This is a genomic window from Leuconostoc lactis (assembly GCF_007954625.1).
Taxonomy (GTDB): domain Bacteria; phylum Bacillota; class Bacilli; order Lactobacillales; family Lactobacillaceae; genus Leuconostoc; species Leuconostoc lactis_A.
Map to the genome: position 1 here is coordinate 875,186 of NZ_CP042420.1, position 26,812 is coordinate 901,997.

The 26,812-nt window shown below is 43.6% G+C and carries 21 protein-coding genes; all 21 read left to right on the forward strand.

Features of this window, described 5'->3' with window-relative positions; all coding sequences use genetic code 11:
- The first annotated feature begins 14 nt into the window (after nt 1-14).
- On the forward strand, nt 15-281 hold the full coding sequence (locus FGL80_RS04465; RefSeq protein ID WP_010001225.1) for a type B 50S ribosomal protein L31: 267 nt from the start codon (nt 15-17) through the stop codon (nt 279-281).
- Between the two features lie 124 nt (nt 282-405).
- Nucleotides 406-1,782 carry a 23S rRNA (uracil(1939)-C(5))-methyltransferase RlmD gene (gene rlmD, locus FGL80_RS04470; RefSeq protein ID WP_055308305.1) on the forward strand — a complete coding sequence of 459 codons (1,377 nt, stop codon included), beginning with the start codon at nt 406-408 and terminating at the stop codon, nt 1,780-1,782.
- Between the two features lie 54 nt (nt 1,783-1,836).
- Complete coding sequence (locus FGL80_RS04475) at nt 1,837-3,162, forward strand: UDP-N-acetylmuramoyl-tripeptide--D-alanyl-D-alanine ligase (protein WP_055308304.1); 1,326 nt, start codon at nt 1,837-1,839, stop codon at nt 3,160-3,162.
- A 26-nt stretch (nt 3,163-3,188) separates the two neighbouring features.
- Nucleotides 3,189-4,349: a serine hydrolase domain-containing protein gene (locus tag FGL80_RS04480; protein WP_055308303.1), complete on the forward strand. Its 1,161-nt coding sequence runs from the start codon at nt 3,189-3,191 to the stop codon at nt 4,347-4,349.
- A 43-nt stretch (nt 4,350-4,392) separates the two neighbouring features.
- Nucleotides 4,393-5,949 (forward strand): degradosome RNA helicase CshA, encoded by a 1,557-nt coding sequence (gene cshA / locus FGL80_RS04485; protein WP_010001220.1) that lies wholly within the window; start codon nt 4,393-4,395, stop codon nt 5,947-5,949.
- A 140-nt stretch (nt 5,950-6,089) separates the two neighbouring features.
- Nucleotides 6,090-7,271 carry a bifunctional folylpolyglutamate synthase/dihydrofolate synthase gene (locus FGL80_RS04490; RefSeq protein WP_147001819.1) on the forward strand — a complete coding sequence of 394 codons (1,182 nt, stop codon included), beginning with the start codon at nt 6,090-6,092 and terminating at the stop codon, nt 7,269-7,271.
- The gene (locus tag FGL80_RS04495) at nt 7,268-8,674 is read left to right on the forward strand and encodes an MFS transporter (RefSeq protein ID WP_055308301.1); all 1,407 of its coding nucleotides are present in this window, start codon (nt 7,268-7,270) and stop codon (nt 8,672-8,674) included. Before FGL80_RS04490 ends, FGL80_RS04495 begins: the two co-directional genes overlap by 4 nt.
- A gap of 30 nt (nt 8,675-8,704) precedes the next feature.
- A complete protein-coding gene (locus FGL80_RS04500) occupies nt 8,705-9,337 on the forward strand; it encodes a JAB domain-containing protein (RefSeq protein ID WP_055308402.1) in 633 nt (210 codons plus the stop codon).
- Between the two features lie 185 nt (nt 9,338-9,522).
- Nucleotides 9,523-10,740 (forward strand): tRNA guanosine(34) transglycosylase Tgt, encoded by a 1,218-nt coding sequence (gene tgt, locus FGL80_RS04505; RefSeq protein WP_029509896.1) that lies wholly within the window; start codon nt 9,523-9,525, stop codon nt 10,738-10,740.
- A gap of 86 nt (nt 10,741-10,826) precedes the next feature.
- The gene (gene yajC, locus FGL80_RS04510) at nt 10,827-11,183 is read left to right on the forward strand and encodes a preprotein translocase subunit YajC (protein WP_010003891.1); all 357 of its coding nucleotides are present in this window, start codon (nt 10,827-10,829) and stop codon (nt 11,181-11,183) included.
- Nucleotides 11,184-11,237: 54 nt separating this feature from the next.
- Nucleotides 11,238-11,975, forward strand: a complete 738-nt coding sequence (locus tag FGL80_RS04515) for an alpha/beta fold hydrolase (protein WP_010001213.1) — start codon at nt 11,238-11,240, stop codon at nt 11,973-11,975.
- Entirely contained in the window at nt 11,962-14,517 is a 2,556-nt protein-coding gene (gene mprF / locus FGL80_RS04520) for a bifunctional lysylphosphatidylglycerol flippase/synthetase MprF (RefSeq protein WP_147001820.1), read from the forward strand. The genes FGL80_RS04515 and mprF overlap by 14 nt, the downstream gene beginning before the upstream one ends.
- Nucleotides 14,518-14,574: 57 nt before the next feature.
- Complete coding sequence (locus tag FGL80_RS04525) at nt 14,575-15,231, forward strand: YfbR-like 5'-deoxynucleotidase (protein ID WP_055308299.1); 657 nt, start codon at nt 14,575-14,577, stop codon at nt 15,229-15,231.
- Between the two features lie 13 nt (nt 15,232-15,244).
- The gene (locus tag FGL80_RS04530) at nt 15,245-17,227 is read left to right on the forward strand and encodes an ABC transporter ATP-binding protein/permease (RefSeq protein WP_055308298.1); all 1,983 of its coding nucleotides are present in this window, start codon (nt 15,245-15,247) and stop codon (nt 17,225-17,227) included.
- Between the two features lie 104 nt (nt 17,228-17,331).
- Nucleotides 17,332-19,050 carry an ABC transporter ATP-binding protein gene (locus FGL80_RS04535; RefSeq protein ID WP_147001821.1) on the forward strand — a complete coding sequence of 573 codons (1,719 nt, stop codon included), beginning with the start codon at nt 17,332-17,334 and terminating at the stop codon, nt 19,048-19,050.
- Nucleotides 19,051-19,052: 2 nt separating this feature from the next.
- Nucleotides 19,053-20,834, forward strand: a complete 1,782-nt coding sequence (locus FGL80_RS04540) for an ABC transporter ATP-binding protein (RefSeq protein ID WP_055308296.1) — start codon at nt 19,053-19,055, stop codon at nt 20,832-20,834.
- A gap of 151 nt (nt 20,835-20,985) precedes the next feature.
- Nucleotides 20,986-22,212, forward strand: coding sequence for a glycosyltransferase family 4 protein (locus FGL80_RS04545; RefSeq protein WP_055308295.1), 1,227 nt, complete (start codon nt 20,986-20,988; stop codon nt 22,210-22,212).
- Nucleotides 22,213-23,220 (forward strand): LTA glycolipid anchor biosynthesis glycosyltransferase, IagA/BgsA family, encoded by a 1,008-nt coding sequence (locus FGL80_RS04550; RefSeq protein ID WP_055308294.1) that lies wholly within the window; start codon nt 22,213-22,215, stop codon nt 23,218-23,220.
- A gap of 20 nt (nt 23,221-23,240) precedes the next feature.
- Entirely contained in the window at nt 23,241-24,278 is a 1,038-nt protein-coding gene (locus tag FGL80_RS04555; RefSeq protein WP_055308293.1) for a lysylphosphatidylglycerol synthase transmembrane domain-containing protein, read from the forward strand.
- Nucleotides 24,275-24,541 carry a YkuJ family protein gene (locus FGL80_RS04560; RefSeq protein ID WP_010001201.1) on the forward strand — a complete coding sequence of 89 codons (267 nt, stop codon included), beginning with the start codon at nt 24,275-24,277 and terminating at the stop codon, nt 24,539-24,541. Before FGL80_RS04555 ends, FGL80_RS04560 begins: the two co-directional genes overlap by 4 nt.
- Nucleotides 24,542-24,601: 60 nt before the next feature.
- Nucleotides 24,602-26,758 carry an LTA synthase family protein gene (locus FGL80_RS04565; protein ID WP_055308292.1) on the forward strand — a complete coding sequence of 719 codons (2,157 nt, stop codon included), beginning with the start codon at nt 24,602-24,604 and terminating at the stop codon, nt 26,756-26,758.
- The last annotated feature ends 54 nt before the right edge of the window (nt 26,759-26,812 follow it).

Sequence of the window (26,812 nt, forward strand, 5' to 3'; positions counted from 1 at the left end):
AAGGAGAAATGATTATGCGAGCAGACATTCACCCAGAATACCGTCCAGTGGTTTTCCTTGATGCAACAACAGGTAAGAAGTTCTTGTCAGCTTCTACTGCAACATCAAACGACACGACTGAATTTGAAGGTAAAGAATACCCAGTTATCCGTTTGGATATCACATCAGACTCACACCCATTCTACACAGGTAAGCAAAAGTTTACACAAGCCGATGGTGCGGTCGACAAGTTCAACAAGAAGTTTGCTGGATTTGGTTTCAAGAACAACGAAGACAAGTAATTGTTCTGATAAAAGCGTTCACTTTGGTGAACGCTTTTATTTTTTAAAGCATAAAAAGAGAAAGGTTAGTAGTGCCATCATGACTGATTAAAGCGGGCGATGGGCTACTTGCAAGGTGGAGACGATGCCACGAACAATTTTGCCAGTAAAACTGCATGAACAACTGACGGTGACTGTCGATGATATCCGAATTGATGGGATGGGCATCGTCAATATTACCCCCACTTATCCGCTTTATGTCGCGGATGCGCTCCCAGGTGAAAAAATCACCATTGAAGTGACGCAAGTTGACAAATTCTCAGGCTATGCCAAGGTATTGCAACGCTTGGTGGCGTCAGATCAACGTCAAAATAGTGATCGCCAGTATCTAATCGATGCGGGTACAGCACCACTTGTGAATCTTAAGTACCAAGCACAACTTGATTTGAAACAAGCGCAAGTTCAACGGTTGTTTGCCCAACGTGGGCTTGACGTGACGGTCGCGCCAACCATTGGGATGGCGGATCCGACGTATTATCGCAATAAAACAATTGTGCCAGTTAAGTGGCAGAATGGCCATTTAACGAGCGGGTTTTATCGTCGTGGGACGCATGATTTAGTCCCCATGACGGACTATTTTGTCAATGATGCTAAAATTGATCAAGCCATTGTTGTGGTACGCGATATCTTAGAAAAGTACCAAATTAGTGCGTTTGATCCGGATCGACAAACAGGTGCGATCCGCTATATTATGATTCGACGTGGCTATTATTCACATGAGTTAATGGTTGTGCTCGTCTCAAACGACGCCACCATTCCGCATGAGGCAGATGTGATTGCGGCATTGCGCGCTGAACTACCAGAATTAAAGAGTTTGATTTTTAACTTTAGCCCCAAAAAAGACTTTGTTTTGTTAAGCCCCAACAATCGGACATTATGGGGTGATGATGCAATTCATGATACGTTGCTCGGGTATCAATTTGTCATCGGACCAAATTCATTTTATCAAGTGAATCCGCAAACAACGGAAGTCCTCTATGATCTGGCAGCACAAAAAGCCCAGTTGCAGCCGACTGATACGGTCATTGATGCCTATTCAGGCATTGGCACGATTGGGATTACGGTAGCCAACCGTGTTAAGCAAGTCTTAGGTGTTGAAGTTGTGCCAGGCGCAGTGGCGGATGCACAACATAATATGCGGCTTAATGGGATTCAAAATGCCACATATTTGTTAGCTGATGCGCCAGAACAATTTAAAATCTGGGAAGCGGCACAACTACAGCCAGAAGTGGTCTTTGTTGATCCGCCTCGGCGTGGGTTAACAAGTGAATTAATTCAAGCAACCGTCGATATGGGGCCAGAACGCTTAGTTTATATTAGCTGCAACCCAGTCACTTTGGCGCGGGATGCCGCTGAAATTGTGCAAAAAGGCTATCAAATTGAAGGCCCAGTACAACCAGTTGATCAATTTCCACAGACTTCCCATGTGGAAAGTATTACGGTCTTTAAGAAAAATTTCTAATCAAGTCACGCGTGTGCGATAGATGCTATCGCTGGGGATATTTTTGGAGAACACATGGATTATTCAATAGCAAAAATTGGCGACATTTTAAACGCCGACATACAAGGTAGTGGCCAAGTCACAGGCGTGAGCTTTAACTCACGCCAAGTGGTGCCAGGGGATTTATTTGTGGCCTTAGTCGCTGATAACGATGGGCATCAGTACATTCAAGATGCCTTACAACGTGGTGCAGCAGCAGTTTTGGTTGATGATCAACACGACATTCCAAACGATGTGCCAGCCGTGATTGTGCCAGATACGCTGATTGCGCTGCAACAACTGGGGGCTTTTCGTCGCCAGGAGTTGAACCCTAAAGTGATTGCCATTACGGGCTCTAATGGGAAAACAACCACAAAGGATATGACGGCTGCGGTGATGGCAAAACGTTATAAAACCTTTAAAACACCAGAAAATTTCAATAACGAGATTGGTGTACCGATGACGTTGTTGACCATGCCGGCTGATACAGAAGTGTTAGTTGTTGAACTGGGGATGGATCGGCCAGGTCAATTAACGGCACTTTCCAAGCTGGTTGTGCCTGATGTGGCAATCATTACGATGATTGGCGAAGCGCATATCGAATTTTTCCAGACACGCGCTAAGATTGCCCAAGCTAAATTGGAAATTGTGGCCGGTCTGAAACCAGATGGCGTGTTGTGTATTCCGTTTGATGAGCCGCTGTTAACGCAAGCGGATGTTGCCCAACAAGTGGTGGTGTTTGGCGACGGTGTCTCGGCAGTTCAGGGCGATGCGACGACAACAACATTTACGTATCAAGAAATTCGATTTGCAATTCCGTTAATTGGCGGTTATAATATTATGAATGCGCTCGCAGCAGTTTCAGCGGGTATCTTACTACATATTGATTTAGACGACGCCGTTGAGGCGCTACAAACATTTGATTTGACTAAAAATCGCACAGAGCGACTCGTGACAGCACGCGGCGTGAATTTGATTAGTGATGTTTATAATTCAAATCCGACGGCCGTAGCAGCAGTTCTGGCGACATTAAAAGCAATACCGGCACCACACAAGTATGTTGTGCTGGGAGATATGTTAGAATTAGGCGAACAAGCAGCCACATTACATGCCAATTTGGCCAAAGAAATTTTGGCAGCAAACGTGACTGGTGTTTACCTTGTTGGGCAATTGTTTACGGCAAATACAGCCCCAATTTTAGCGCCACACTTTGATTCAGAGCACTTGCATTTATATGACACACATCAACTTGATGCACTTATTGCAGACCTTAAGACGTTAGGGGATGCAGGGGATGTGATCTTATTAAAAGCAAGTCATGGCATTCATCTAGAAAACGTTGTTAATGCATTAGTACAATAGTTGTTGTATTTTTGGGGGATGCAAAGTTGAAACGCACGCAACACAATACCAGGCGACGCCATTTATGGCATACTGGTATTTTGGTTATGTTACTGCTAGGTGTTGTTGGCCTATCGAGTTTGATTGCTTTGAGAACAACTGCTGATGCGAAGGTTTCTCAAGTACTGATCAAACGGGCAAAGGCCGACAATGGTCTAAGAACTGCAATGCGTGATCAAACAGTTTTTCTAACCCATAATCAGCAGGCAGTGCAGATAGATTGGCAGTTAAAAGCTGCAGGTTATGTCGGTTCAGCATTAGTTGTGTCGCATGGGCAAGTGATTTTGCAACAAGGTTATGGTTATGCCAACCAAGCCAAGCAGCAATTAAACAATGCGCAATCATTGTTTCAAATTGCCTCTTTGCAAAAAAGCTTTACCGCAACGTTGATTATGCAACAAGTGCAGGCTGGAAAGCTCAGCTTGGATACGACGTTAGCAACGTATTACCCGGATGTTCCAGATGCCAATCAAGTGACGATTCGCCAATTGATGACGATGACGAGTGGCTTGGGTGAGTATATTCTGGGGCATCAGGTGACGACTGAACAAGAAAACGTCGCCTTTGATGCAGCGCATGTGCGACGGCTAGGGTCAAAAGCTTGGGCTTATCAGGCGGTAAATTATCGTTTGTTAGCCGGGATTTTGATGAAAATTACTGGGCAATCGTACGATCAATTATTTGATCAGGTCTTTAATCAACAGTGGCAGCTCAATATTGTTGATTATCGCCATTTTGTGACGCAAGCGCATCGCACAACTGGTTACCAAAAACTGGGCTACAGTGAACTCACTTTTGATAACCCAGGATTATTTGCCAGAGAAACAGGCACTGGCAATATGGCCATGACAGTCGGCAAGCTATATGCTTATTATCGGTTACTGATGCAGCATCGCATCGTTGATCGTCAGTGCTTGCAGGCAATGTGGACACCGGAACCTGGAGAATCGTATAGTGCTGGTTTGTATCATCATGCGCAGTATCATGATGGACACGGCGTTATCACAGGATACGAACCAACTGTGCTGTTCACGCCGGATGGCCAAGATGCTGTCATCTTATTGAGCAACGTATTTGAAAAGGGTAAGAGCTGGCAACCGCTAGCTAAAACCCTCTTCACACAAATTACAGCGATAAAAACGTCATAACGGCTTATCGTACACGCGCCAAAGCGCGCAGAGGAGAGAAATTTTGAAGTTTAGTGAATTAGGTTTATCACAAGATATTTTGGATGCAATTACAACACATGGTTATGTGGAAGCAACACCAATCCAAGAAAAGACAATTCCGCTAACATTAGCGGGTAAAGATGTTATTGGTCAAGCGCAAACAGGAACTGGTAAGACAGCTGCCTTTGGTTTACCAATTTTAGAAAACATTGATTTAGATAACAAGAATATTCAAGCATTGATCGTGTCACCAACACGTGAATTAGCGATTCAAACAGCAGATGAATTGAAAAAGTTGGGTCATGATAAGCACGTTGACGTGCAAGTTGTCTTTGGTGGTGCAGATATTCGCCGTCAAATTCAAAACTTGAAGTCACACCCACAAATTTTGGTGGGAACACCAGGGCGTTTGTTGGATCACATTAACCGTAAGACGGTTAAAATTGATCAAGTGAAGACATTGGTTTTGGATGAAGCCGATGAAATGTTGAACATGGGCTTCTTGGATGACATTGAAGCTATCATTAAGAACACACCGGCAGATCGTCAAACATTATTGTTCTCTGCAACAATGCCACCAGCAATCAAGCGTATTGGTGTTAAGTTCATGACTAACCCTGAACACATCCAAATTGAAGCCAAGGAATTGACAACTGACTTGGTTGATCAATACTTTGTTCGCGCACGTGACAACGAAAAGTTTGACACAATGACACGTATCTTGGATGTGCAAGCACCAACATTGGCGATTGTGTTTGGTCGTACAAAGCGTCGCGTTGAAGAATTGGCGCGTGGTTTGGAAGCCCGCGGTTACCATGCAGCTGGTTTGCATGGTGATTTGACACAACAAATGCGTTCGCGCGTATTGTCACAATTCAAGTCACACGAAATTAACATTTTGGTTGCGACTGATGTGGCGGCTCGTGGTTTGGACGTTAAGGATGTATCACACGTCTATAACTTCGATATTCCACAAGACCCAGAATCATACGTTCACCGTATTGGCCGTACGGGTCGTGCGGGGGCCGAAGGGGTGTCAGTGACTTTTGTTGCTCCAAATGAAATGGATTACTTGCGCGCTATTGAAGACTTAACCAAGAAGCGCATGACACCATTAGAACCTGCAACATTACAAGAAGCGCGTATTGGTAAGATCAAGAACGCTGCTGGTGAAGTAGCCAAGTTGGTTAACACAGTTGATGCTGATGATATTCAATCAGAAGTTGAAAAGTTGACAGCACAATACAGCTCAGAACAATTGGCAGCGGCTTTGTTGTCATCTGTTGCTGATTTGGAAAAGCAAAACACACCTGTTGAAATCACACGTGAACGCCCATTACCACGTCGTCGTGGCGGTAACGGTGGGTCATCATCACGTCGCAGCGGTAGCAGCGATCGTCGTGGCAATGGTGATCGTCGTGGCGGTAGCCGTGAACGTCGCGGTAATGGTGGTCCACGTCGTGAAGGTAATGGCGATCGTCGTTTTGGTGATTACAAGCGCCGTGATGGTCGTTCAACAGAACGCCGTACGGGTGGCGCACGTAAGAGTCGTGAATTTACGGTCCGCGAAAAAGATTAATTTTTACGCCGACGAGGCGTCTTAAATACGACGTTGTGTGCGGATAAACCACGCAACAATGTTTTATAAAGTTATACGATGAAACCGTCCAAACAAGTGTTGGATGGTTTTTCATTAGTTAAGGGTGAAGGAGACAGACGATGCAAACAGTTGCTGAAGCGATTGCTTATATCCATAATCGACCTAAAGGTGGACAAAAAGAGTCATTGGTACGCATGCACACGTTGTTAGCGGCATTGGGTCAACCACAAAACATGTTGCCACCGGCTATTCACATTACGGGTACCAACGGCAAAGGCTCAGTTGCTACGATGACCAGCAATATTTTACGTGTCGCTGGGTATCGTACCGGTCTGTTTATCTCACCCTTTATCACTGATTTTCGTGAACGTATTCAGATTAATAATCACTTAATACCAGCAGATGACTTATTAGCGGTCACGCAACACGTTGCTGATGTGTTGGTGACGGTTGATGCCACTTTAGCGCCAGATATACCAACTGAATTTGAGGTCTTAACGGCCATCATGCTGACTTATTTTGCGCAGCAAAATTTAGACGCTTTAGTGATTGAAGTTGGCATTGGCGGGCAATTGGATTCAACCAACGTGATGCCCAATGCACGGGTCGCAGTAATTACCAGTGTTGGCTTGGATCATCAAGCCTTACTTGGTCCTACGATTACGGCAATTGCCAATCAAAAAGCAGGGATTATTCATGACGACATGGCGGTTGTGATTGGTGATTTACCAGATGAGGCGCAAGCAGCAATTGCAGCAATTGCCAAAAGACCGCTCATACAAGGTCAGCTGAATGCGTATGCACAAGGCCTACCAGGTACTTATCAAATTCAAAATACAGCCACGGCAGTGGCTGCTATTACTGCCTTTGATGACCGAATCACCCCAGCACAAATCCAGCAAGGATTAGCTGAGAGTCAGTTTTCTGGTCGTTTTGAACGTCTCAAGCCAAATGTATTACTTGATGGAGCCCATAATGTTGATGGGTTAAGACAGCTGCATCAGGCCTTGCAAGACTTAGATGAGCAACCGGAAACAATCACGTTAATTATTGGCAGTCTCATGGATAAAAACGTGGCCCTAGCTTTTGATGAGCTCTTAAAAGATCAGCGTCTTCAAATCGTATTAGTCCCATTTGTTGGGCCGAATGGGCGTCATAGTTTAGACATTGATGCAGTGGCCGAACAATATGGGTTAGCTACTGCTGACAGTTGGCAAGCGGCTTATCAAGCTAGTACATCAGATTTGATTGTATTTACTGGGTCGCTATATTTTGTGAGTGAGGTGAGAGGAAAGATATGAAACAAGTTGAAACAAAATTATCAGCACGCTTAATTTTAAGTGTGTTAGCCATTGGCTTACTAGGCTTCACCGATATTATGTTGGAAACCGCTTTAAACGTGAGTTTCCCCATTTTGATGACCACGTTTAATGTCACCTCAAGTACGGTCCAGTGGTTAACCTCCGGTGTCATCTTGCTCACTAGTATGGTGGTCATCTTGTCACCCTGGCTGAAAAAGCGGTTCACGAATCGTAGTCAATTTATTGTGGCAACCCTGATTTCAATCGCCGGTGTGTTGATTGATGCGGTGAGTCATGATTTTAGCTTTACTTTATTTGGCCGTTTACTCCAAGGTATCGGTGGCGGTGTGGGGATGCCGCTGATGTACAACGTGATTTTTGAACAAGTACCAGAAAATAGACGCGGCACAATGGTGGGCCTTGGGTCATTAATCATTTCCTTTGCGCCTGCCATTGGACCAGCCTTTGGTGGTTATTTAACACAAAATTATGGCTGGCGAACGGTATTCTGGGTTGTCTTACCCGTGCAAATTGGGTCGTTGATTCTGGGGTGGTTTACAATTAAGCAAGTTTCAGTGGTGGTCAAAGAAAAGCTGGATTGGATTGGTTGGTTGCTCTTGAGCACGTTCTTTGTCACCGGGATTTTCATGATCGAACGGATGAGTACGCATGGCTTCACCAATGGCTATAGTATCGGCCTTTTTGTCATCATGGTGGGGAGTATTTTGGCTTATCTGTGGTATGCCAAACGCGAACCTTCACCACTGCTTGATCCTCAAATTTTTAAGTTTAAGACATTTTCATTTAGTATTGCCGCATCATTTGTGACGCAAACCGTGAACTTGACCTTTAACTATGCCATTCCAATGGCGTTGCAAATTGTGCTTTTCCAAAATGCGCAGGTGGCCGGGTTGGCGTTACTACCAGGTGCCTTGGGTTATGCCTTCATGGCGATTGTGTCCGGCCGACTTTATGATCGTTACGGGGCCAAATTACCGATTATGATTGGGTTAAGCTTGATGATGGTCGGGACGTTGTGTATGGCTATCTTACCGTTGAGTGTTGCCAATATGACATTGAGCTTTATGATTGTGCAACTCGGCGCTGGCTTCTGGTTTGGTAATAACATGACCCATGCGGTCAGCCATGTGGCGGTGGCGCATCAAAATGCTGGGAACTCTATTTTCTCAGCCACGAATAACTATTCAGCAGCCGTGGGTATTGCCTTAGCCGCTGGTGTATTAGCGATTTTCCAAAATCAGGCAGTGGATTCAAAAGCAGCCTTTGTTGCGGCAACACGCGCCGGGACTGTTTGGATGTTTAGATTAGATATTTTGTTGATTGTGATTGCTGGGAGTTTGTCCCTTTGGGCATTACGTGTTGTGAAGCAACGCGCATTGTAACGTATCATCTCACAGTGGGGTGAGATGACAGTGACATTAAATGACCAAATCAAAAAATACTATGCAACGTTGGGACAAGATGCGGCGCAGCAACTACATATGCTGCGCCGTTTTTTTCCAAATGACTATGATCTCAATGAAATGACGCAGGATAATCAAGAAGATTTTATTGCCCAAAATCCCACGATTAACCGCGCGTTGCTTATTGGGATGGCGATTGGTCGTCAGGTTGCTAGTGTGACCCGGCCGAAAATGTTAAGTGCGAAATTTTCAGAAGAAATTGGCCACTATGCGCAAAAACAACTGGGTCACTTACCCCAAGAACAATTATGTGTGGCGTTATTAGATGCGCAACTGAACGTGATTGGCTGGGAAACCATTTTTGTCGGGAGTTTAACGCATGTTCAAGCATCCCCACGGGAAATTTTTCAGCGTGTTCTCAAGGCCAATGCCCTAGGTTTTATGATGATTCACAATCATCCTAGTGGTAATTTGACGCCATCAGATAGTGATTTACAGTTTAGTCAACAATTACAAAATTTGGGCACACAACTTGGGATGCCCATGTTTGATTCTTTTATTGTCACAGGTGATAGCTATTGGAGTATGTCAGAAAATCAGCAGCTCACCAAACATTGGACACAAGGAACGACTTCTGAGTGATCAGTGCGCGTGATGAACAGACGGATCGCAAGACCATCAGGCCCGCGCCTGGGGTGTTTCCTGCGATGCGTCTTTTTTTGTCTCTTAAAAACTGGTAGAATGAAATAGATTGATTTCATAATGAATAGAAAAGGATAAGCTGTTGCCCTGACCGCTAGCCAGTCAGGACAACAGCCCATAACAATATGACAACAGAAAAACCAGCAGTATGGTACGAACATCTGCATACTGAAAAATATACGGGCGCACGTCGTGGCCGGATTCATACCCCACACGGGACGTTTGAAACGCCGATGTTTATGCCGGTAGGGACTCAAGGCGCTGTTAAAGGCGTTGGGACACGGGAACTCAAAGATATCGGTGCGCAATTTATTTTGAGTAATACCTATCATTTGTGGGTTCGGCCAGGGGATGAATTAATTGCTGAAGCCGGTGGACTCCACAAATACATGGGGTGGGATCAAGCCATCTTAACTGATTCTGGCGGCTTTCAAGTCTTTTCACTTTCTGACGCCCGAAAGTTGCAAGAAGAAGGGGTGACCTTCCAAAACCATGTGAACGGGGACAAAATGTTCTTGTCACCTGAAGTGGCGATGCGCATTCAGAACAATTTGGGTTCTGATGTGATGATGCAACTGGATGAAGCCATTCCTTATTTTGAAAGTTATGACTATATCAAAGAATCGATGCAACGGTCATTGCGTTGGGCTGAACGGGCGCAAATTGCGCATAAAAATCCAGACACCCAAGCCTTGTTTGGGATTGTGCAGGGTGCCGGCTTTAAAGCCTTACGGACGGAATCTGCTAATGGCCTTGTGAGCTTGGATTTGCCAGGATATGCTGTTGGTGGCTTGTCGGTTGGTGAGTCTAAAGCTGAAATGAATCGTGTCTTGGACTTTACGATGCCATTGTTGCCTGAAGACAAACCGCGTTATTTGATGGGCGTGGCGGCACCTGATTCCTTGATTGATGGGGTTATTCGCGGAATTGATATGTTTGATTCTGTGCTCCCAACACGAATTGCCCGTAAGGGTACCTTGATGACGCGCTATGGTCGTGTGGTCATTAAGAATTCAAAGTATAAGCATGACTTTACCCCTTTGGATCCAGATTTAAGCTACTATTCACCTAATCCAATTCGTCGTGAACAATTTGGCAATAAAGCGCAATTTGATGATCCAACGTATAACCCATTCCAGAATTTGACGCGTTCGTATTTGCATCACTTGTTTAACGCGAACGAAATTCTTGGGGCTCAACTCGCTTCGCAACATAACTTGCGCTTCTTGTTGCAGTTTATGGAAGATATGCGCACAGCGATTGAAAATGATGAATTATTGGCCTTCCGGGAAACAGTAATGGAAGAATACGGCTATAATAAGCCGAATGCGCGCTTATTCTAAAAAACAGCGTGAATTTTTGATATAATGGAAACAGAGTGTCTGACCAGAAAATGGCAGACCTATTCTAGAAAGTAGGACAAATTACCATGAATGCAAACTTAATCCTCCCACTTATTCTGATTGTTGGTATGTTTTGGTTTATGAACCGCCAGCAAAAGAAGCAACGTGCTGCGCAAGAAGAACGTCAAAACAGCCTTGAAAAAGGGTCTGAAGTTGTGACAATCGGTGGTTTGCACGCCGTTGTTGATAGCGTGGATAAGGTCGCTAAGACTGTTGATTTGGACGCCGAAGGCGTTATTTTGACGTTTGACTTGGCTGCTATTCGCACAATCAAGCCAAAAGCACCTGCAGCTGGCGAAAAGGTTGTTGTGGATGATCTTAAGCCAGCAGAAACACCTGCTGAAGATAAGATTGTGAACACAAACGAACCAGCCGACAAGTAAACGTTATAATAAAGAGAGCATATTGCTCTCTTTTTTGAATGGTGGCAAATAATCATGAAAACAAAAACAATTCAACGACCAGATGGCACAAAAATTGTCTATGATGAATTTGGGGATCGCCAACACCAAACCTTGTTTCTGCTGCATGGGAATGGTGGTTCGGCCCGTTATTTTCGGCCGCAAATTACGCAATATGCCCAATACTTTCATGTGATTGCAATCGATACCAGAGGACATGGGCGTTCGTCCAATACGCAGCGCCGGATTACTTTTGATGATATGGTAGCTGACATCGAGGCCATTCGCCAAACCGAGCAGATTGAGACGCTGTATATATTGGGCTATAGTGATGGCGCCAATATTGGAATTAAGTATGCCACGCTTTATCCTAAGCGTGTGACTCGTCTCGTCCTTAATGCGCCCAACTTATCCAAAAAAGGGGTCTATCAAGTCCTTTGGTGGTTTGATCGCACGGCGCAGTTTTTAATGCGATTATTAGCACCGATTAATCATTATGCTAAACGGCGTTATAAACAGCTGCATGTGATGAGTGAACCGCTCAATATTAGTCGACGTGACTTAGAGCGCATTTCGGCCCCAACATTGTTGGTCATCGGTCGGTTTGATTTAGTGAAAAAGCGGCATATTGAACGCATTGCGGCGATTTTACCCCATGCGGAAGTCTTGATTATTCCACGCGGTGGCCATTTTGTGACGTACACCAATCCAAAAAAGTTTAGTGCGTTAGTTTTACCGTTTTTACAACGAGGAGAAGAGTATGAAAAAGTTTAAACAACTCTTATCACGGCTGATTGTACCAGCTGTGACCCTGATTTTGATTGGGCAAACGATTTATATGACCCGAGAAATCACCTGGGATATGATTTTTTCAACCATTAATGATATTTATTGGTGGCAAGCGATTTTATTGATGATTTTAGGCTTCATTGCGGTATTGCCAACCGTGTTAAACGACGTGATCTTAGCCAAATGGCAGCACTATCAAATTGAGATGCCTGAATTGTTGCAACGGTCATGGCTGATTAATGTGTTTAATATTAATGCTGGGTTCGTTGGGACAGTCGGGGTCTTGTTGCGCCGTATTTGGTTTGCTGATCAAAAAAATGGTGGCCGTCTAAAGCCCTATATTCAGATGTATGTGTTGAGTTTGGGTGGCTTGTTTATCGCCAGTGTGATGGCACTTGTAGCCATTTGGTTGAATGTCATCCCCGACTTTGACGATAATCTGATTTGGTTGATGGTTTTGCTCGCTGTTGCGGTAGTGGTTGGCATTATTTCACTTATCCCGCGTTTTAACTTCTGGTCGGGGATGACACAACGTGCCTTTGTCCTACTCACGAGTAATGCGGTCTTAACCTTTGCCATCCAAATGGCGTTATTTGTGACGATTGGGCTTACGATTGGCGTGGATGTTCGCATTGCTATGATGATGTTATTGTTCACCATTGCCAACACCATTGCGCTGGTGACGATGACTCCAGGAACTTGGGGCTCACTTGATGTGTCGTTGCTATTGATGCTATCAGGCTTATCAGTGGATATTGAAAAAGTGGTGGTTTGGCTGATTTTGTATCGCCTGGTTTACAACATGTTGCCATTGTTTAGTGCCATTGTGTTGTTTTGCTACCGGTTATCTCGCAAAATCAATCGTGAATATCGTGGGGTACCGCACTATGTTGCCTTGTCCGTGACCCATCGGTTGACGACTATTGCGTTATATTTGTCAGGTATTTTGTTAGTCTTGTCTGGTACAATGCCTGGCATCATGCAACGGGTGACCATCTTACATCATCTACGGCCTTGGCCAATTACTTTTGCCCTTGCCAACCAGCTCCCAAATATTTTATTAGGTTTTCTCCTACTTATTAGTGCGCGTGGCGTGGCCAATCGGGTTAAACGCGCTTATTATTCGACGATTGTTTTACTCGTCTTAGTGGTCATTTATGCGTATATGTCTTATCGACAAATTTTGCCAGTTATCATCTTTGGGTTGCTCTTGATTGGCTTTATGTTTAGCAAGAAAACGTTGTATCGCAAACAATTTATCCACTCTTGGCAACAGCAGGTGATTGATGGCACCATTTGGGGCGCCCTCATTATCAGTTATTTGCTGCTTGGTATGATTGATGCACCGATTGTTAAAAATCATTTCCAGCGCTTAACGCATCTTGGTTTATTACCGTCAGTGCACTGGTGGCTCATGGGAACCGCCATTATTTTGGTGGTGACAGTCTTTAGTTTGTTATTATCACGCTACCTCCGTGCTCATAAGCAACAACTCGGGGTACCGTTTGATGAAGCGCGTTTGCAACGGTTATTAGCAATTGGGGACACGCATTATACCAACTTGGCATTTTTGGGTGATAAACGTTTTTACTTCTATCAGGTTGACGGACAAGATCGCGTCGGCCTACAATTCCGCGTGATTAACAATCAGGCAATGGTGATGGGTGATCCATTTGGGGACGCCACGTATTTCGCTGACGCCATGCAACAATTCGTGGATGAGGCGGATGTTTTAAGTTATGTGCCGGTATTTTATGAAGTCAGTGAACGGATTGCCATGTTGGCGCATGAATTTGGCTATGATTTCTTTAAGTTAGGTGAAGAAGCGCATGTCATCGTCACTGAATTCTCAACTGCCGGTAAGAAGATGCAAAATGTGCGTTCCGTGATTAATCAAGCCAACCGTGCTGGTTTTGACTTTAAAGTGTTGCAGCCACCATTTAGTGCCGAAGTGATGGCGCAATTACGAGCAATTAGTGATGAATGGTTAGCGGGCCGTGAAGAAAAAGGGTATTCATTAGGCTTCTTTGACGAGAATTATCTCCAACGCTATCCCATTGCTGTCTTAGAAAAAGATGGGCAAATCGAAGCCTTTGCCACACTGGTAACCTCACATACCGAACAACAATTGGCTGTTGACTTGATGCGTTTTACCAAACAGGCACCAAATGGCGTGATGGATGTGTTGTTTGTGAACACGATTGCCTATGCTAAGGAAAAAGGGTTGGCGACGTTAAATTTGGGGATGTCACCGTTAGCCAATGTTGGGCAACATCGACAAAGTTTTGGTCGGGAACGTTTGGCCAATTTAGTGTATCAATTTGGATCAAAAGTTTATTCATTTGAAGGTCTCCATCACTACAAGCGTAAATTTACGAAAAATTGGGTACCCATGTACATTGCGTACTCAAGAAAGTCGTGGATTATCATGGTCATGATTGGTCTTTTGAAAATTGATAACAAAGGTGTGGCACGTGCACCAGAAATCAAAGTCGTGTATGATGAAGATAACGATTTTGAACAATAAGGAGGAATGTGTGTCATGGCGGGGGACTGTTGAGATGTGGCACACACAAGAATTATCATGCCAATGCACGAATATTTTATGGGATTAAATCAATTAGAACTGATTAACCGTGCACCGGGCTTTTTTAAGTATCAACCGCACAACGTGGCGGCGCATTCTTGGAAAGTTGCCCAAATTGCGCAGTTTTTAGCGGATGTGGAAGAACAAAATGGGGCAACGATTAATTGGCAATCAATCTATGAGAAGGCATTAAATCACGATTATACTGAACGTTTTATCGGTGATATTAAAACGCCGGTTAAATATGCTACGGCGGATCTGCGAGCGATGCTTGCTGACGTGGAAGAAACCATGACGGAAAATTTCATTAAAACTGAAATTCCAAAAGAGTTTCAAGCAGTGTATACCCGTCGTTTAGGTGAAGGTAAAGATAACACCATTGAAGGTAAAATTTTATCGATCGCCGATAAGGTTGATTTGTTGTACGAAGCATACGGTGAGCTCGTCAAGTTTAATCCAGAACCCGTTTTTGTGAATATTTTTGAAAGCAGTCTCCAATCCCTGGCTGAATTTAAAACGATGGCGAGTGTTAAATATATTGCCACCGACATTCTACCGGATGTTTTTGCCGAAGACTTTATTAGTAAGCAACAATTATATGACTTAGCCAAGCAGTTATTGCCTGACTTTGCAGCAGTGACCACAGCAGATTGAAAGTGAGGCAACAATGGCATTTTTAGAACTACATGATATTAGAAAATCGTATTACATCGGTAAAACAGCATTTCCGGTCTTAAAGGGGATTAATTTAAACTTTGAAAAAGGCGAATTTGTGTCGATTTTAGGGGAATCAGGTGGCGGTAAATCCACGCTGATGAATATTATTGGTGGCTTGGATCGTAACTTTGAGGGTCAGGTGGTCGTCAATGGAGAAACTTTGGACCACACGCAAGCTAAAAAGTTAGACGTTTACCGCCGTGAAACGATTGGCTACATTTTCCAAAGCTTCAACCTGATTAATTATCAAACAAACCTGGAAAACGTCGAAACGAGTTTGAATATGACGACGTTATCAGCGCGTGAACGCCGACAACGTGCCACTGAATTGCTGACGAAGGTTGGCTTGGCCGATCATATTCACAAGTATCCCTCACAACTATCTGGTGGTCAAAAGCAACGTGTTGCCATTGCGCGAGCATTGGCCGCTGATCCAGATATTATGATTGCCGATGAACCAACGGGTGCACTAGACGCAGTTAACACGGCTGAAGTATTGGCCTTACTTGAGCAAATTGCCCAAGAAGGTAAATTAGTGATTGTGGTGACCCATTCACAAGCCGTTGCTGATTATGGCACGCGCATTGTGCACATGGCGGATGGCATTATTGATCGTGAACAAATCTTAAAGCCAAAGTTTCCGGTGCCAACAGAAACGCATCGCTTACACTCACGGACATTGCGCCGTCGGGCCGTCTGGAACATGGCGTTTGATCATCTAAAATACAAAAAGTTACAAAACTTTTTGATTGTGTTTGGTTCTGCCATTGGCGTTTTCTCAGTTATTTTCTTTCTTGGCTTGGGAAATGGCGTCAAAAGCTACATTGGGGATCAAGTCAATGCGTTGGTCAACCCAAATTATCAAAGCGTTTTACGCAATACAACAGCTGATAAAAAAGCACCTGCAACGGAACGTATGCGTGCAACGATGCAGGCGAGAGCGACCGATTATACAGCCACAACATTGGATGACCAGTTATTAAAACAATTGCGTGCGGTATCAGGTGTTGATGCTGTTTACCCTGGTGGCCAATACAACAATGCGATTTTCACCGCTGGCCAAGTGCGTTCTGAACCCGTACAACTGGTATCTTGGACGCCACAGTATTCCAATAAAATTATTAAGGCCGGTCATCAACCAAAAAATGGTGAAGTTTTGATTGATCGTGATTTTGCCAAGAAAATTCAGTCAAATTATCGTCAGCTTATTGGTCAAGATATTGCCTTTAGTTATATGGCATATGATGCCAATAACCAACCTGTGATGATTAAAACAACTGCCAAAATTGGTGGCATCACGAGTGGGGGACAATCAGGGGCCTTATTTATCCAAAATTGGCAAACGATTCAACGTGACTTAACGGCAAATCATGCCGTAGCGGATGCGAATTTTGCTGCCGTTGAAATCAAAGATACAGCGCGCGTGAAAGCAACCATGGCACGTATTGACGCAGTCAAAACTAACGGCCAACACGTCTTTGTGGGCGTCTCAGTAGATGAGATTCTCAGCACGGTCAACACGATTACGAGTTTGGCATCTTATGTGTTGGCAGCTATTGCCGGCATCTCATTGTTAGTATCAGCCATTATGATTATTGTCACGACTTACATGTCCGTGTCTGAACGTACTCGAGAAATTGGGGTCTTACGTGCACTTGGCGCACGGGCGAAGGATATTCGTGGGTTATTCACTAATGAAGCGCTGTTAATTGGCTTGATTGCAGCTGCTTTGGGCATTGCGATGGCATATGTTGTCCAAATGCTCATGAATAGCGCCCTGAAAGGCCTCATTCATTTTGATATCGTGCAAGTGTCGATTGGCAACGTCATCTTTGCTGTTGTGATTGCGTTGTTCATCGCGCTGGTGGCCAGCTTTGTACCGTCACGACGGGCAGCAAAACTCAATACAATTGATGCGTTAGCAGCAGATTAAGCGATGGTGAGACATAAAAGGTGCAGGCAACTGCACTTTTTTATGCGATCCGATCGGCTATTAAATGATGACGTGATAACGCATCAGATTCAAAGGAGTAGAGAATGCAGATTTTAAAAAAACACGCCAAACCTTACCGCCGCGAGATTGCCATGTCAATACTTGCGGTGGTGATTATGGCGGGTGCCTCTTTATGGCAACCACGCTTATTGCAACAAGTGATGAATGCCATTATTGCGGACAATCAACAAGCCGTGTGGTCAAACGGCATTGCGTTGATTAGCTTGGCCGTGATTGGTTTACTGGCTGGTGTCATCAATACTATTTTTGCCGCCAAGGTCTCTCAGGGGATCGCTGCCGATATACGTGCTGATGAGTATCGTAAAATTCAATCTTTTTCATTTGGCAACATTGAAGCCTTTTCGGCGGGTAATTTGGTTGTGCGGATGACTAATGATGTCAATCAGGTACAACAACTTGTCATGATGTTTCTCCAGACCTTGACGCGGATTCCCATTCTCTTTTTGGGTGCCTTTATTCTGGCATTAATGACGCTACCACGGTTATGGTGGATTGTGATCTTAATGGTGATCTTGATTGTGCTCTCCTCACAAGTTGTCTTCAAGCAAATGGGGAAGTATTTTGCTAAAATTCAACACTTAATTGATCGTACCAATACGTTAGCCAAGGAAGATTTACAAGGGGTTCGTGTCGTCAAATCATTCAATCAAGAAGCGAATGAAACGGCGCGTTTTACGGATAATTCCGATGAATTGACACGTGTGAATATGATGATTGGTTATCTGTTCTCAACCATGATTCCGATGTTTATGCTGATTTCATACATTGCTATCGGTGCTTCAGTCTGGTTTGTGGGGCAAAGTGTGGTTGCGCATCCGGAAGATTTGGCCGCGATTACATCATTTATCGCCTACTTAATGCAAATCTTTTTTGCCATTTTGATTGGAGGGATGATGTCGACCTTTGCGTCACGTGGTTTTGTGTCATTAGGTCGAATTAAGGAAATCTTTGATACCAAGCCTGATTTGACATTCAATCCGAATGCGCCAGCGATTAATTTAACCGGCGATGTGGCGTTTGAAAATGTCTCCTTTACGTATCCAGGTGATACACAACCTGCTTTGACCGATATTTCATTTAAGATTAAAGCGGGTGAAATGATCGGGATTGTTGGTGCAACTGGTTCAGGGAAAACGACGTTAGCCCAGTTGATTCCACGGCTCTATGACCCAACCACAGGTGAGGTCTTAGTGGGTGGCGTGAATTTGAAGGACGTCAATGAAAAATCATTGCGTTCAGCGGTGTCATTTGTTCTGCAACGGGCCATTTTATTTAGTGGCAAAATTTCGGATAACCTCCGGCAAGGTAAATCAGATGCCACCTCAGCTGAATTCCAACGTGCAGCCGAAATTGCGCAAGCAGCCGAATTCGTGAATCGTTATGAAGATGGGTTTGAACATCTGGTTGAAGAACGATCAGCGAACTTTTCTGGTGGTCAGAAACAGCGCTTGTCGATTGCTCGTGGGGTTGTCGGGTCCCCTAAAATTTTGATTTTAGATGATTCAACCTCGGCTTTGGATGCGCGTTCGGAAAAACTTGTGCAAGAAGCACTTGATAAAGAATTAGCGGGCACGACAACGATTGTGATTGCTGAAAAAATCAGCTCCGTCTTGCATGCCGATCGCATCTTGGTACTAGATGACGGTCGTTTAGTTGGCAGTGGGTCGCATGCGGAATTGTTGGCATCTTCAGCCATTTATCGGGAAATTTATGAGACGCAAAAGGCAAAAGGTGGTGAGTAAGCATGCATGATTTTCAACGCGCAATGCGCTATTTTTATCGTTACTTGAAACGCTACTGGCTGAGTCTCGGTTTTGTGGTGGTTGTGACAATTTTGTCGACTTATTTCCAAGTCAAAGCACCCGTTTACATGGGGCAGGCGATTACAGAACTTTCCCGTTATCTTAGTGACGTGATGAATCCGGCAACCCATGCGATTGCCAGCAAGACGCTATTTTACAATGCATTGATTGCCATGATGATTTGCTTTACGTTATCAGCGGGGACAATGTTTATCTCTAGCTTTTTGTCGTCAAGAATTTCAGCTAAAACATCTGGGCAAATGCGTATTGGCTTATTCGGTAAGCTACAACGGATGACCATCAAGTATTTTGATACTCATCAAGATGGTAAAATTTTGTCCTTGTTTACGTCTGATTTGGATAACATTTTCAATGCGATGAACCAAGCAATCTTTGAATTGCTCTCGCAAGCGATCCTCTATATTGGGGTCATTTGGATGATGTTTGGCCAAAATGTCAAACTAGCTTGGGTTACGATGGCCTCGACACCATTGGCCATTTTGGTTGCGGGGTTTGTTATTATGCAAGCCCGCAAAAACATTAACAAGCAACAAGAAGCCATGGGTGAAATGAACGGCTACATCAACGAGCAAATCAATGGTGAAAAAGTGATTATCACGCAAGGTTTGCAACAATCGTCGGTTGCTGGGTTCTTGCCTTATAATGAAAAAGTGAAACAAGCCACGTTTAAGGGACAGGTTTATTCTGGTTTGCTCTTCCCGTTGATGCAGGGGCTATCTTTACTGAACTTGGCGATTGTGATTTTCTTTGGCTCTTGGTTAGTAGTGCATGATGGGATGGATAAGGCGGTCGGTCTGGGATTGATTGTCGTGTTTGTTAACTATTCACAAGAATATTACCAACCCATTACGCAAATCACGTCGATTTATAACATGTTGCAACTGGCCATGACGGGGGCACAACGGTTGTCTGATGTGCATGATCAACCAGAAGAAGTGTCGCCCAAAGATGGCCAACAACTCACCAATTTGAAGCGTGAAGTCGCGTTAAACGACGTCCATTTTGGTTATCAACCAGATAAAGAAATTCTACACGGTGTGTCGATTGATGTGAAAAAAGGCCAGATGGTGGCGTTAGTCGGGCCAACTGGATCTGGTAAAACGACTATTATGAATCTGTTAAACCGCTTTTATGATGTGACGGGTGGTTCGGTTACCTTTGATGGGGTTGACGTTCGGCAATTAGATTTGAAATCATTGCGTGATCATGTCGGGATTGTCCTACAAGATTCAGTCTTGTTTACCGGAACAGTGGCCGATAACATCAAATTTGGTCGGCCGGAAGCGCATGATGACGACATGATTGATGCGGCCAAGCAAGCTAATATTCATGACTTTATCATGAGTTTACCGGACGGTTATCAAACCAAGGTAAATGACGAAAGTTCTGTTTTCTCAACGGGACAAAAACAATTATTGTCGATTGCACGCACAATTTTAACTAATCCTGATTTCTTAATACTAGATGAAGCGACGTCAAACGTTGATACGGTGACGGAAGCGCGCATCCAAGCAGCGATGGATAATGTGATTGCTGGTCGGACAAGCTTTGTGATTGCCCATCGTTTGAAGACAATTTTGGGTGCGGATAAAATTGTGGTCTTAAAAGACGGTAAAGTGATTGAAGAAGGCACGCATGACGAACTGGTAGCAGAAAACGGTTTTTACGCGGAACTTTATCATAATCAAATGGTTTTTGACTAATAAAAAGTCACGGTTAGTCGTGACTTTTTTTGTTTGGATTTAAGGCGAAACGGCTGTCAGTCGTTGTTTAGTTGTCAAAATATTTTATGCTATAATTGTAGTATTGCTATTTATCGAAAATTTAATGTCTATATAAACTTTGGAGGACACAATGAATATTGGTCTCTTTACGGATACGTATTTTCCACAAGTCAGTGGTGTGGCGACTTCGATCAAAACATTAAAAGATGCACTTGAAGCGCAGGGCCACCAAGTCTATATTTTCACTTCAACTGATCCGAAAGTGTCTAAAAATAAATTTGAACCCCATATCTATCGTTTTTCGAGTGTACCTTATGTTGGGTTTAAAGATCGTCGCTTAGCGTTTCGTGGGTTAATTCAGGCCGTTGAAATTGCAAAATCTGTTGAATTAGATATTGTGCATACGCAAACAGAGTTCTCGCTTGGTTTGATGGGGAAATTTGTGGCTCGTCAACTTAAAATACCAGCTATTCACACGTACCATACCATGTACGAAGATTACACGCATTACGTGGCAAAAGGGTTATTAATTGGGCCTAAAGGTGTTGGCACATTGATGAAGGCCTATATGTTGGGGATGTCTGGGGTCGTTGCCCCATCACAACTGGTACAAGAAACCTTGATTCGTTATGGCGTTAAGGCACCGATGCGTATTATTCCAACTGGTGTTGAAATGCCAAGACGTGGTGGTTCACGGGTTAATCTACGAGAAAAGTTTGGGTTTACCCCCGAGCAACCCGTGATTTTGTCACTGGGTCGTTTAGCATTTGAAAAGAACGTGTCGTTAACAATCTCTGCTTTTTCAGAATTGTTACAAACACAACCAGATGCCCGTTTAGTCATTGCTGGTGATGGCCCAGCACGTAAGGCGCTCGAAGAGCAAGTAGCCGAATTGAACTTAACTCAGGAAGTGTTATTTGTTGGTATGGTTGATCACGATGATGTGACCGACTATTATCAGATGTGCAATGTTTTTGTGAGCTCATCTGACACAGAAACACAAGGCCTCACGTTCATTGAAGCAATTGCGTCTGATCGGCCGTTTGTGGCGATGCACTCCCCTTATCTTGATAATTTGGTGGATGATGAAGCCATCGGGACATTAGTGTCAGATTATGACGAATTGTTGGCAGGGATTGAAAAATACCTCACGCGCCCAATGACGCCAGCTGATCACGCATTGCGTCAAAATAAAATGCAAGATGTTGACGCCGATACTTTTGCAACACGGATGTTGGCTTTTTACCAGGACGTTTTGGACAATTATCATTCTGTTGATGCAGAAGATGAATATCCAACGGATGATGAAGTTGGCTACATGAAGCGGATCTTGCGAAATCCATTTAGGAGAAATTAGGTGAAAGTTTTACTGTATTTTGAAAACCAAAAGTGGATTGCAAAATCTGGCATCGGGCGTGCTTTAAAGTTACAACAAGCTGCTTTGAGCTATACGGATGTGACCGTCACAACGGATCCTAAGTCGCAGGATTATGATGTCTTACACATTAATACCTACGGCGTCAAGAGCCATCACATGGTCAATGCGGCCCATAAGATGGGCAAAAAGGTTGTCTATCATGGGCACTCCACTTACGAAGATTTTAGAAATTCATTTACCGGTTCAAATCTGATTGCACCATTATTTAAGCGTTATTTGGTGTCGCTATATCAAAAGGCGGATGCGTTAATTACGCCAACCCCATATTCTAAGCAGTTGTTGCGCGGCTATCGGTTATCACAACCTATCACGCCAATTTCTAATGGCATTCCGCTTGATAAATATGCGCCAGACGCTGACAAAGTTGCCAAATTTAGAACGTATTTTGATTTGTCACCAGATCAAAAAGTGGTGATGAGCGTGGGGTTATTTTTTGAGCGTAAAGGGATTTTAGACTTTGTTGCCTTAGCGCAACGTCATCCCGAATACGTCTTTATTTGGTTTGGATATACGGATTTGCGCTTGGTGCCCGCTAAGATTAGTCGTTTAATTAAAGGCGACCATCCACGTAATCTGATTTTCCCAGGTTATATTACTGGAGAAGTGATCCAAGGGGCCTATCAAGGCGCAGATTTATTTTTATATCCGTCCTTTGAAGAAACAGAAGGCATTGTTGTGTTAGAAGCCTTGGCATCCAAACAAAAGGTGCTGGTGCGTGATATTCCCGTCTATAAGCCTTGGTTACAAGATGGGGTGAATAGCTACCAGGCCAAGGACCTTGAAGATTTTGATGCTAAAATGGTCAAAATATTAAACGGCGAACTACCAGATCTGAGTGCGGCTGGCTATGAATTGGCTGTTGCCCGGAATTTACCGGCAATTGGCCAGCAGTTACAACAAGTTTATGAGGCAGTCTTAGAAGGGTAGTCACGGGCAAGGAGGAGAATATGTCTAAAACAGATAAAGTTTCTGCTATTGTTGTCGTGATATTGACTGGTGTTGTTGTTTATTTTTTGACAACAGAATTACGTGGTAAAGGCTATCAACTTAATTTGGCGTTAAAGCACCTTGACTGGCGGTGGTTAGTCGGGGGACTGATTATGATGCTTTTGTCTATTTTGCTTGAGGCGATTGCCACTTATGTCATGCTCAACAAATCAGATCGTCACAAGACATCTGTCATAGCTTTGTTACGTGTGCCATTGCTTAATTTACTTGGGACAGGCTTAACACCGTTTGCAACTGGTGGCCAACCAGCGCAGTTGTTTGGGATGACGCGTGCTGGTGTTGAAGCCGGACGCGCCATGTCCGTCATTCTCATGAAGTTTTTAGTTTACCAGGTTGTCGTCGTGATATTCTTTATCATCGGTTACTTTTCGGCGGAACATTTTATTTACGGACAGGTTGATCCCACATTTGCTAATTTTATTCCATTTGCCATTGCGATTCATGCCGTCGTGATTATCGGGATTCTGTTAGTCATGTTCTGGCCAGCATTGACCCTCAAATTAGTGGATATGGTATCACCGATATTCCAAAAAATGTTATCGCGTGAGCGTTATGATAAGTTATTGGCCACGATCACTCAGAAAGTTGCCAATTTTCACCGTGAGTCACGGCGTGTGATTAGCAGCTGGGAATCATTGGTCGGTGCCACCGTGTTTACCGTGTTGCAATTGATGGTTTTTTATCTTATTCCGTATTTTGTCATTCGCGCGTTTGGTTATGCCCAGGTGAATCCTTGGTTAATTATCACGATGAACATCATGATTGTGATGGTCATTTCCCTATTCCCAATCCCTGGTGGGGTTGGGGGCGCGGAATTGAGTTTCCAATTGCTATTTTCACCATTTGTTAAAAATCCAGCAACGTTAATTTTGGTGATCTTAATTTGGCGTCTCATTACGTACTATTTTGGTCTGTTTGCTGGTATTATTGCCTATATGGTACCTGCGCGATCAGTTAGTAGAGAGGAGCGACCATGACAGTTGAAAAAACATATCCGGTGAGTGACTTAAAGCAAATTTTAGCACGGTTACGGGCAATGGTTGATGCGACGGATACGCCGTATCAAACGCGCCGTTTTGATGCTTTTGGTATCGAAGCCGTGCAAGTTGACTATGATCAACTCACACAAATTTGGACGGTCCATGAACATCGCGAAGTGCGTCAATTTCAATTTGATGATATTGACTTGGTCGCGATTGAAGTTTATGATGTCCTCCATGATTTTAAATTAATATTTTAAATACGCAGGCTGACCGATAGCTTATCCGGTGATGTTACGACGTATGTGAAGGAAAAAAATATGCGAAATTTGCTCAATAAAGTGCCCAAACCGAAAGCCATTTGGCTCAAGATTAAGCAGACAATGGATACCTCAGCACCGCTTGTGTGGTTCTTTGTGTTGAACGTTGTGCTCGTTTGGTTCAAAACGTTTGTGAACTACCATATGAATTTCAATCTTGGTGCTGATGGGCCAACACAGCAGTTTTTGTTATTCTTGAATCCATGGCCAACAGCGATTATCCTCTTAAGTATTGCGCTTTATTTTAGAGGCGTCCTAAGTTACTGGATCGCAATTTTGTTTAATTTCATTCAATCCTTGTGGTTGTTTGCTAATATCTTGTATTACCGTGAATTTTCTGATTTCCTCTCAATGGGGATTTTGGGTTCTGGTAGTTCAACAGGGAATAACTTAGGGAAGTCGATTGCTGCTATTATTCACTGGTCAGATTACATGGTATTTCTAGATATTGTGATTTTAATCGGCTTGGTTCTCTTTAAGCAATTGACAATTGACCGCAAAGGGGTACAACGCCGTTTTGCTGTTTTGACAACGTTGCTTGGTGTGGCCCTAATGTTTGTGGATTACGGCATTGCTTCAGCTGATCGTTCAGGACTGCTCACGCGATCATTTGATAATAACTATATTGTGAAATATCTTGGGCTTAACGAGTATGCCGTCTTCAACGCTGTCCAAACCTATAACCAAACGGAAAGCCGGAAGCGTGCGAAACCAGCTGATTTAAACAAGGTTAAGCAATTTGTTGCGAGCCAGCAATTACCAGATAATCTGGAATATTATGGGACGCAAAAGGGTAAGAATGTCTTCATGATTCATTTGGAGTCATTCCAACAGTTCTTAATTGATTATAAAGTTGACGATCGTGAAGTAACGCCAAATTTGAACCAGTTCTATCATGACCAAAATACGTTAAGCTTTGATAACTTCTATAATCAGGTTGGTCAAGGTAAGACTTCTGATGCTGAAATGATGCAAGAAAACTCATTGTTTGGGCTTTCTACTGGTTCAGCCATGGTGAAGTATGGGACAAGCAATACGTTTGAATCATTACCAGCTGTACTGAGCCAGCGTGGTTATACAACGGCGGCTTTCCACGGCGACGTGGCGAGCTTCTGGAATCGTGATAACACGTATAAGTCGTTTGGTTATAATTATTTCTTTTCTAAGTCGTATTACCCAAATGCGGATAAGCCCAACTTCAACATTGGTTATGGTTTAAAAGATAAAATCTTCTTGCAAGATAGTGCGAAGTACCTGGAACAATTGCCACAACCGTTCTATGCGAAATTAATTACGGTGACGAATCATTATCCTTATGATTTGGATAAGGCCAATATTGATTTTCCAGCAACCACAACGGGGGATAATACGGTCGATGGTTACGTACAAACCGCACATTATCTGGATCAGGCCTTTGGCGAATTTATGACTTATTTGAAAAAAGCTGGCTTGTATGATAACTCAGTCTTTGTTTTGTACGGTGATCATTATGGTATTTCTGAGAATCATCAACCAGCCATCGCACAGCTATTAGGTAAAGATAAAGTCACCAACTATGATTTAGCTCAGTTCCAAAAGGTACCGTTTATGATTCATGCGACCGGTCTTAAGGGCGGAGTAGATCACACGTATGGTGGTGAAATTGATATGATGCCAACGCTGCTTGATCTGCTGGGTATCCCAGATAATAATATGATCATGTTTGGGCAGGATATGTTGTCACCAAAGTATGAGGGCATTGTGCCATTCCGTGATGGGGATTGGATTACACCGACCTACATGAAGTACAACAACCAGTACTTTAATACCGTAACGGGTGAACAAGTCACCCTTGCCAGTGACCCAAGTCTGAAAAAGATGGCGGGACCAACGCAAAAGTATGTTGACCAAGTTTTGGAAAATTCAGATGCGGTTATTACGGGTGACTTGTTGCGCTTTGATACAGCACGACCAGATTTTCATGCGGTTAACAAAAAAGCATTAGACTACAAAAAGACTGCTGGTCTTGCGTCGCTAAAGGCTGCGCAACAAACAAATCCATCAAGTGTACTCGCTAAAAATAAAGGCAAATCAACGCTTGGTGATTATCAAACTGATGCACCAGAGTTGAAACCAGCTGATAATAATGGGCAGGATGCGAGTTCATCCGCAAAATAAAACGAGCAAACAATAGAACGTTTGTTCGTTTTATTGTATAATGAAATAAAGTCG

Excerpts from the sequence above, each read along its gene's own strand:
- FGL80_RS04465 (WP_010001225.1), top strand. The coding sequence starts at position 15 with ATGCGAGCAGACATTCACCCAGAATACCGTCCAGTGGTTTTCCTTGAT.
- rlmD (WP_055308305.1), top strand. The coding sequence starts at position 406 with ATGCCACGAACAATTTTGCCAGTAAAACTGCATGAACAACTGACGGTG.
- FGL80_RS04475 (WP_055308304.1), top strand. The coding sequence starts at position 1,837 with ATGGATTATTCAATAGCAAAAATTGGCGACATTTTAAACGCCGACATA.
- FGL80_RS04490 (WP_147001819.1), top strand. The coding sequence starts at position 6,090 with ATGCAAACAGTTGCTGAAGCGATTGCTTATATCCATAATCGACCTAAA.
- FGL80_RS04495 (WP_055308301.1), top strand. The coding sequence starts at position 7,268 with ATGAAACAAGTTGAAACAAAATTATCAGCACGCTTAATTTTAAGTGTG.
- tgt (WP_029509896.1), top strand. The coding sequence starts at position 9,523 with ATGACAACAGAAAAACCAGCAGTATGGTACGAACATCTGCATACTGAA.
- yajC (WP_010003891.1), top strand. The coding sequence starts at position 10,827 with ATGAATGCAAACTTAATCCTCCCACTTATTCTGATTGTTGGTATGTTT.
- FGL80_RS04515 (WP_010001213.1), top strand. The coding sequence starts at position 11,238 with ATGAAAACAAAAACAATTCAACGACCAGATGGCACAAAAATTGTCTAT.
- mprF (WP_147001820.1), top strand. The coding sequence starts at position 11,962 with ATGAAAAAGTTTAAACAACTCTTATCACGGCTGATTGTACCAGCTGTG.
- FGL80_RS04525 (WP_055308299.1), top strand. The coding sequence starts at position 14,575 with ATGCCAATGCACGAATATTTTATGGGATTAAATCAATTAGAACTGATT.
- FGL80_RS04530 (WP_055308298.1), top strand. The coding sequence starts at position 15,245 with ATGGCATTTTTAGAACTACATGATATTAGAAAATCGTATTACATCGGT.
- FGL80_RS04535 (WP_147001821.1), top strand. The coding sequence starts at position 17,332 with ATGCAGATTTTAAAAAAACACGCCAAACCTTACCGCCGCGAGATTGCC.
- FGL80_RS04540 (WP_055308296.1), top strand. The coding sequence starts at position 19,053 with ATGCATGATTTTCAACGCGCAATGCGCTATTTTTATCGTTACTTGAAA.
- FGL80_RS04545 (WP_055308295.1), top strand. The coding sequence starts at position 20,986 with ATGAATATTGGTCTCTTTACGGATACGTATTTTCCACAAGTCAGTGGT.
- FGL80_RS04555 (WP_055308293.1), top strand. The coding sequence starts at position 23,241 with ATGTCTAAAACAGATAAAGTTTCTGCTATTGTTGTCGTGATATTGACT.
- FGL80_RS04560 (WP_010001201.1), top strand. The coding sequence starts at position 24,275 with ATGACAGTTGAAAAAACATATCCGGTGAGTGACTTAAAGCAAATTTTA.
- FGL80_RS04565 (WP_055308292.1), top strand. The coding sequence starts at position 24,602 with ATGCGAAATTTGCTCAATAAAGTGCCCAAACCGAAAGCCATTTGGCTC.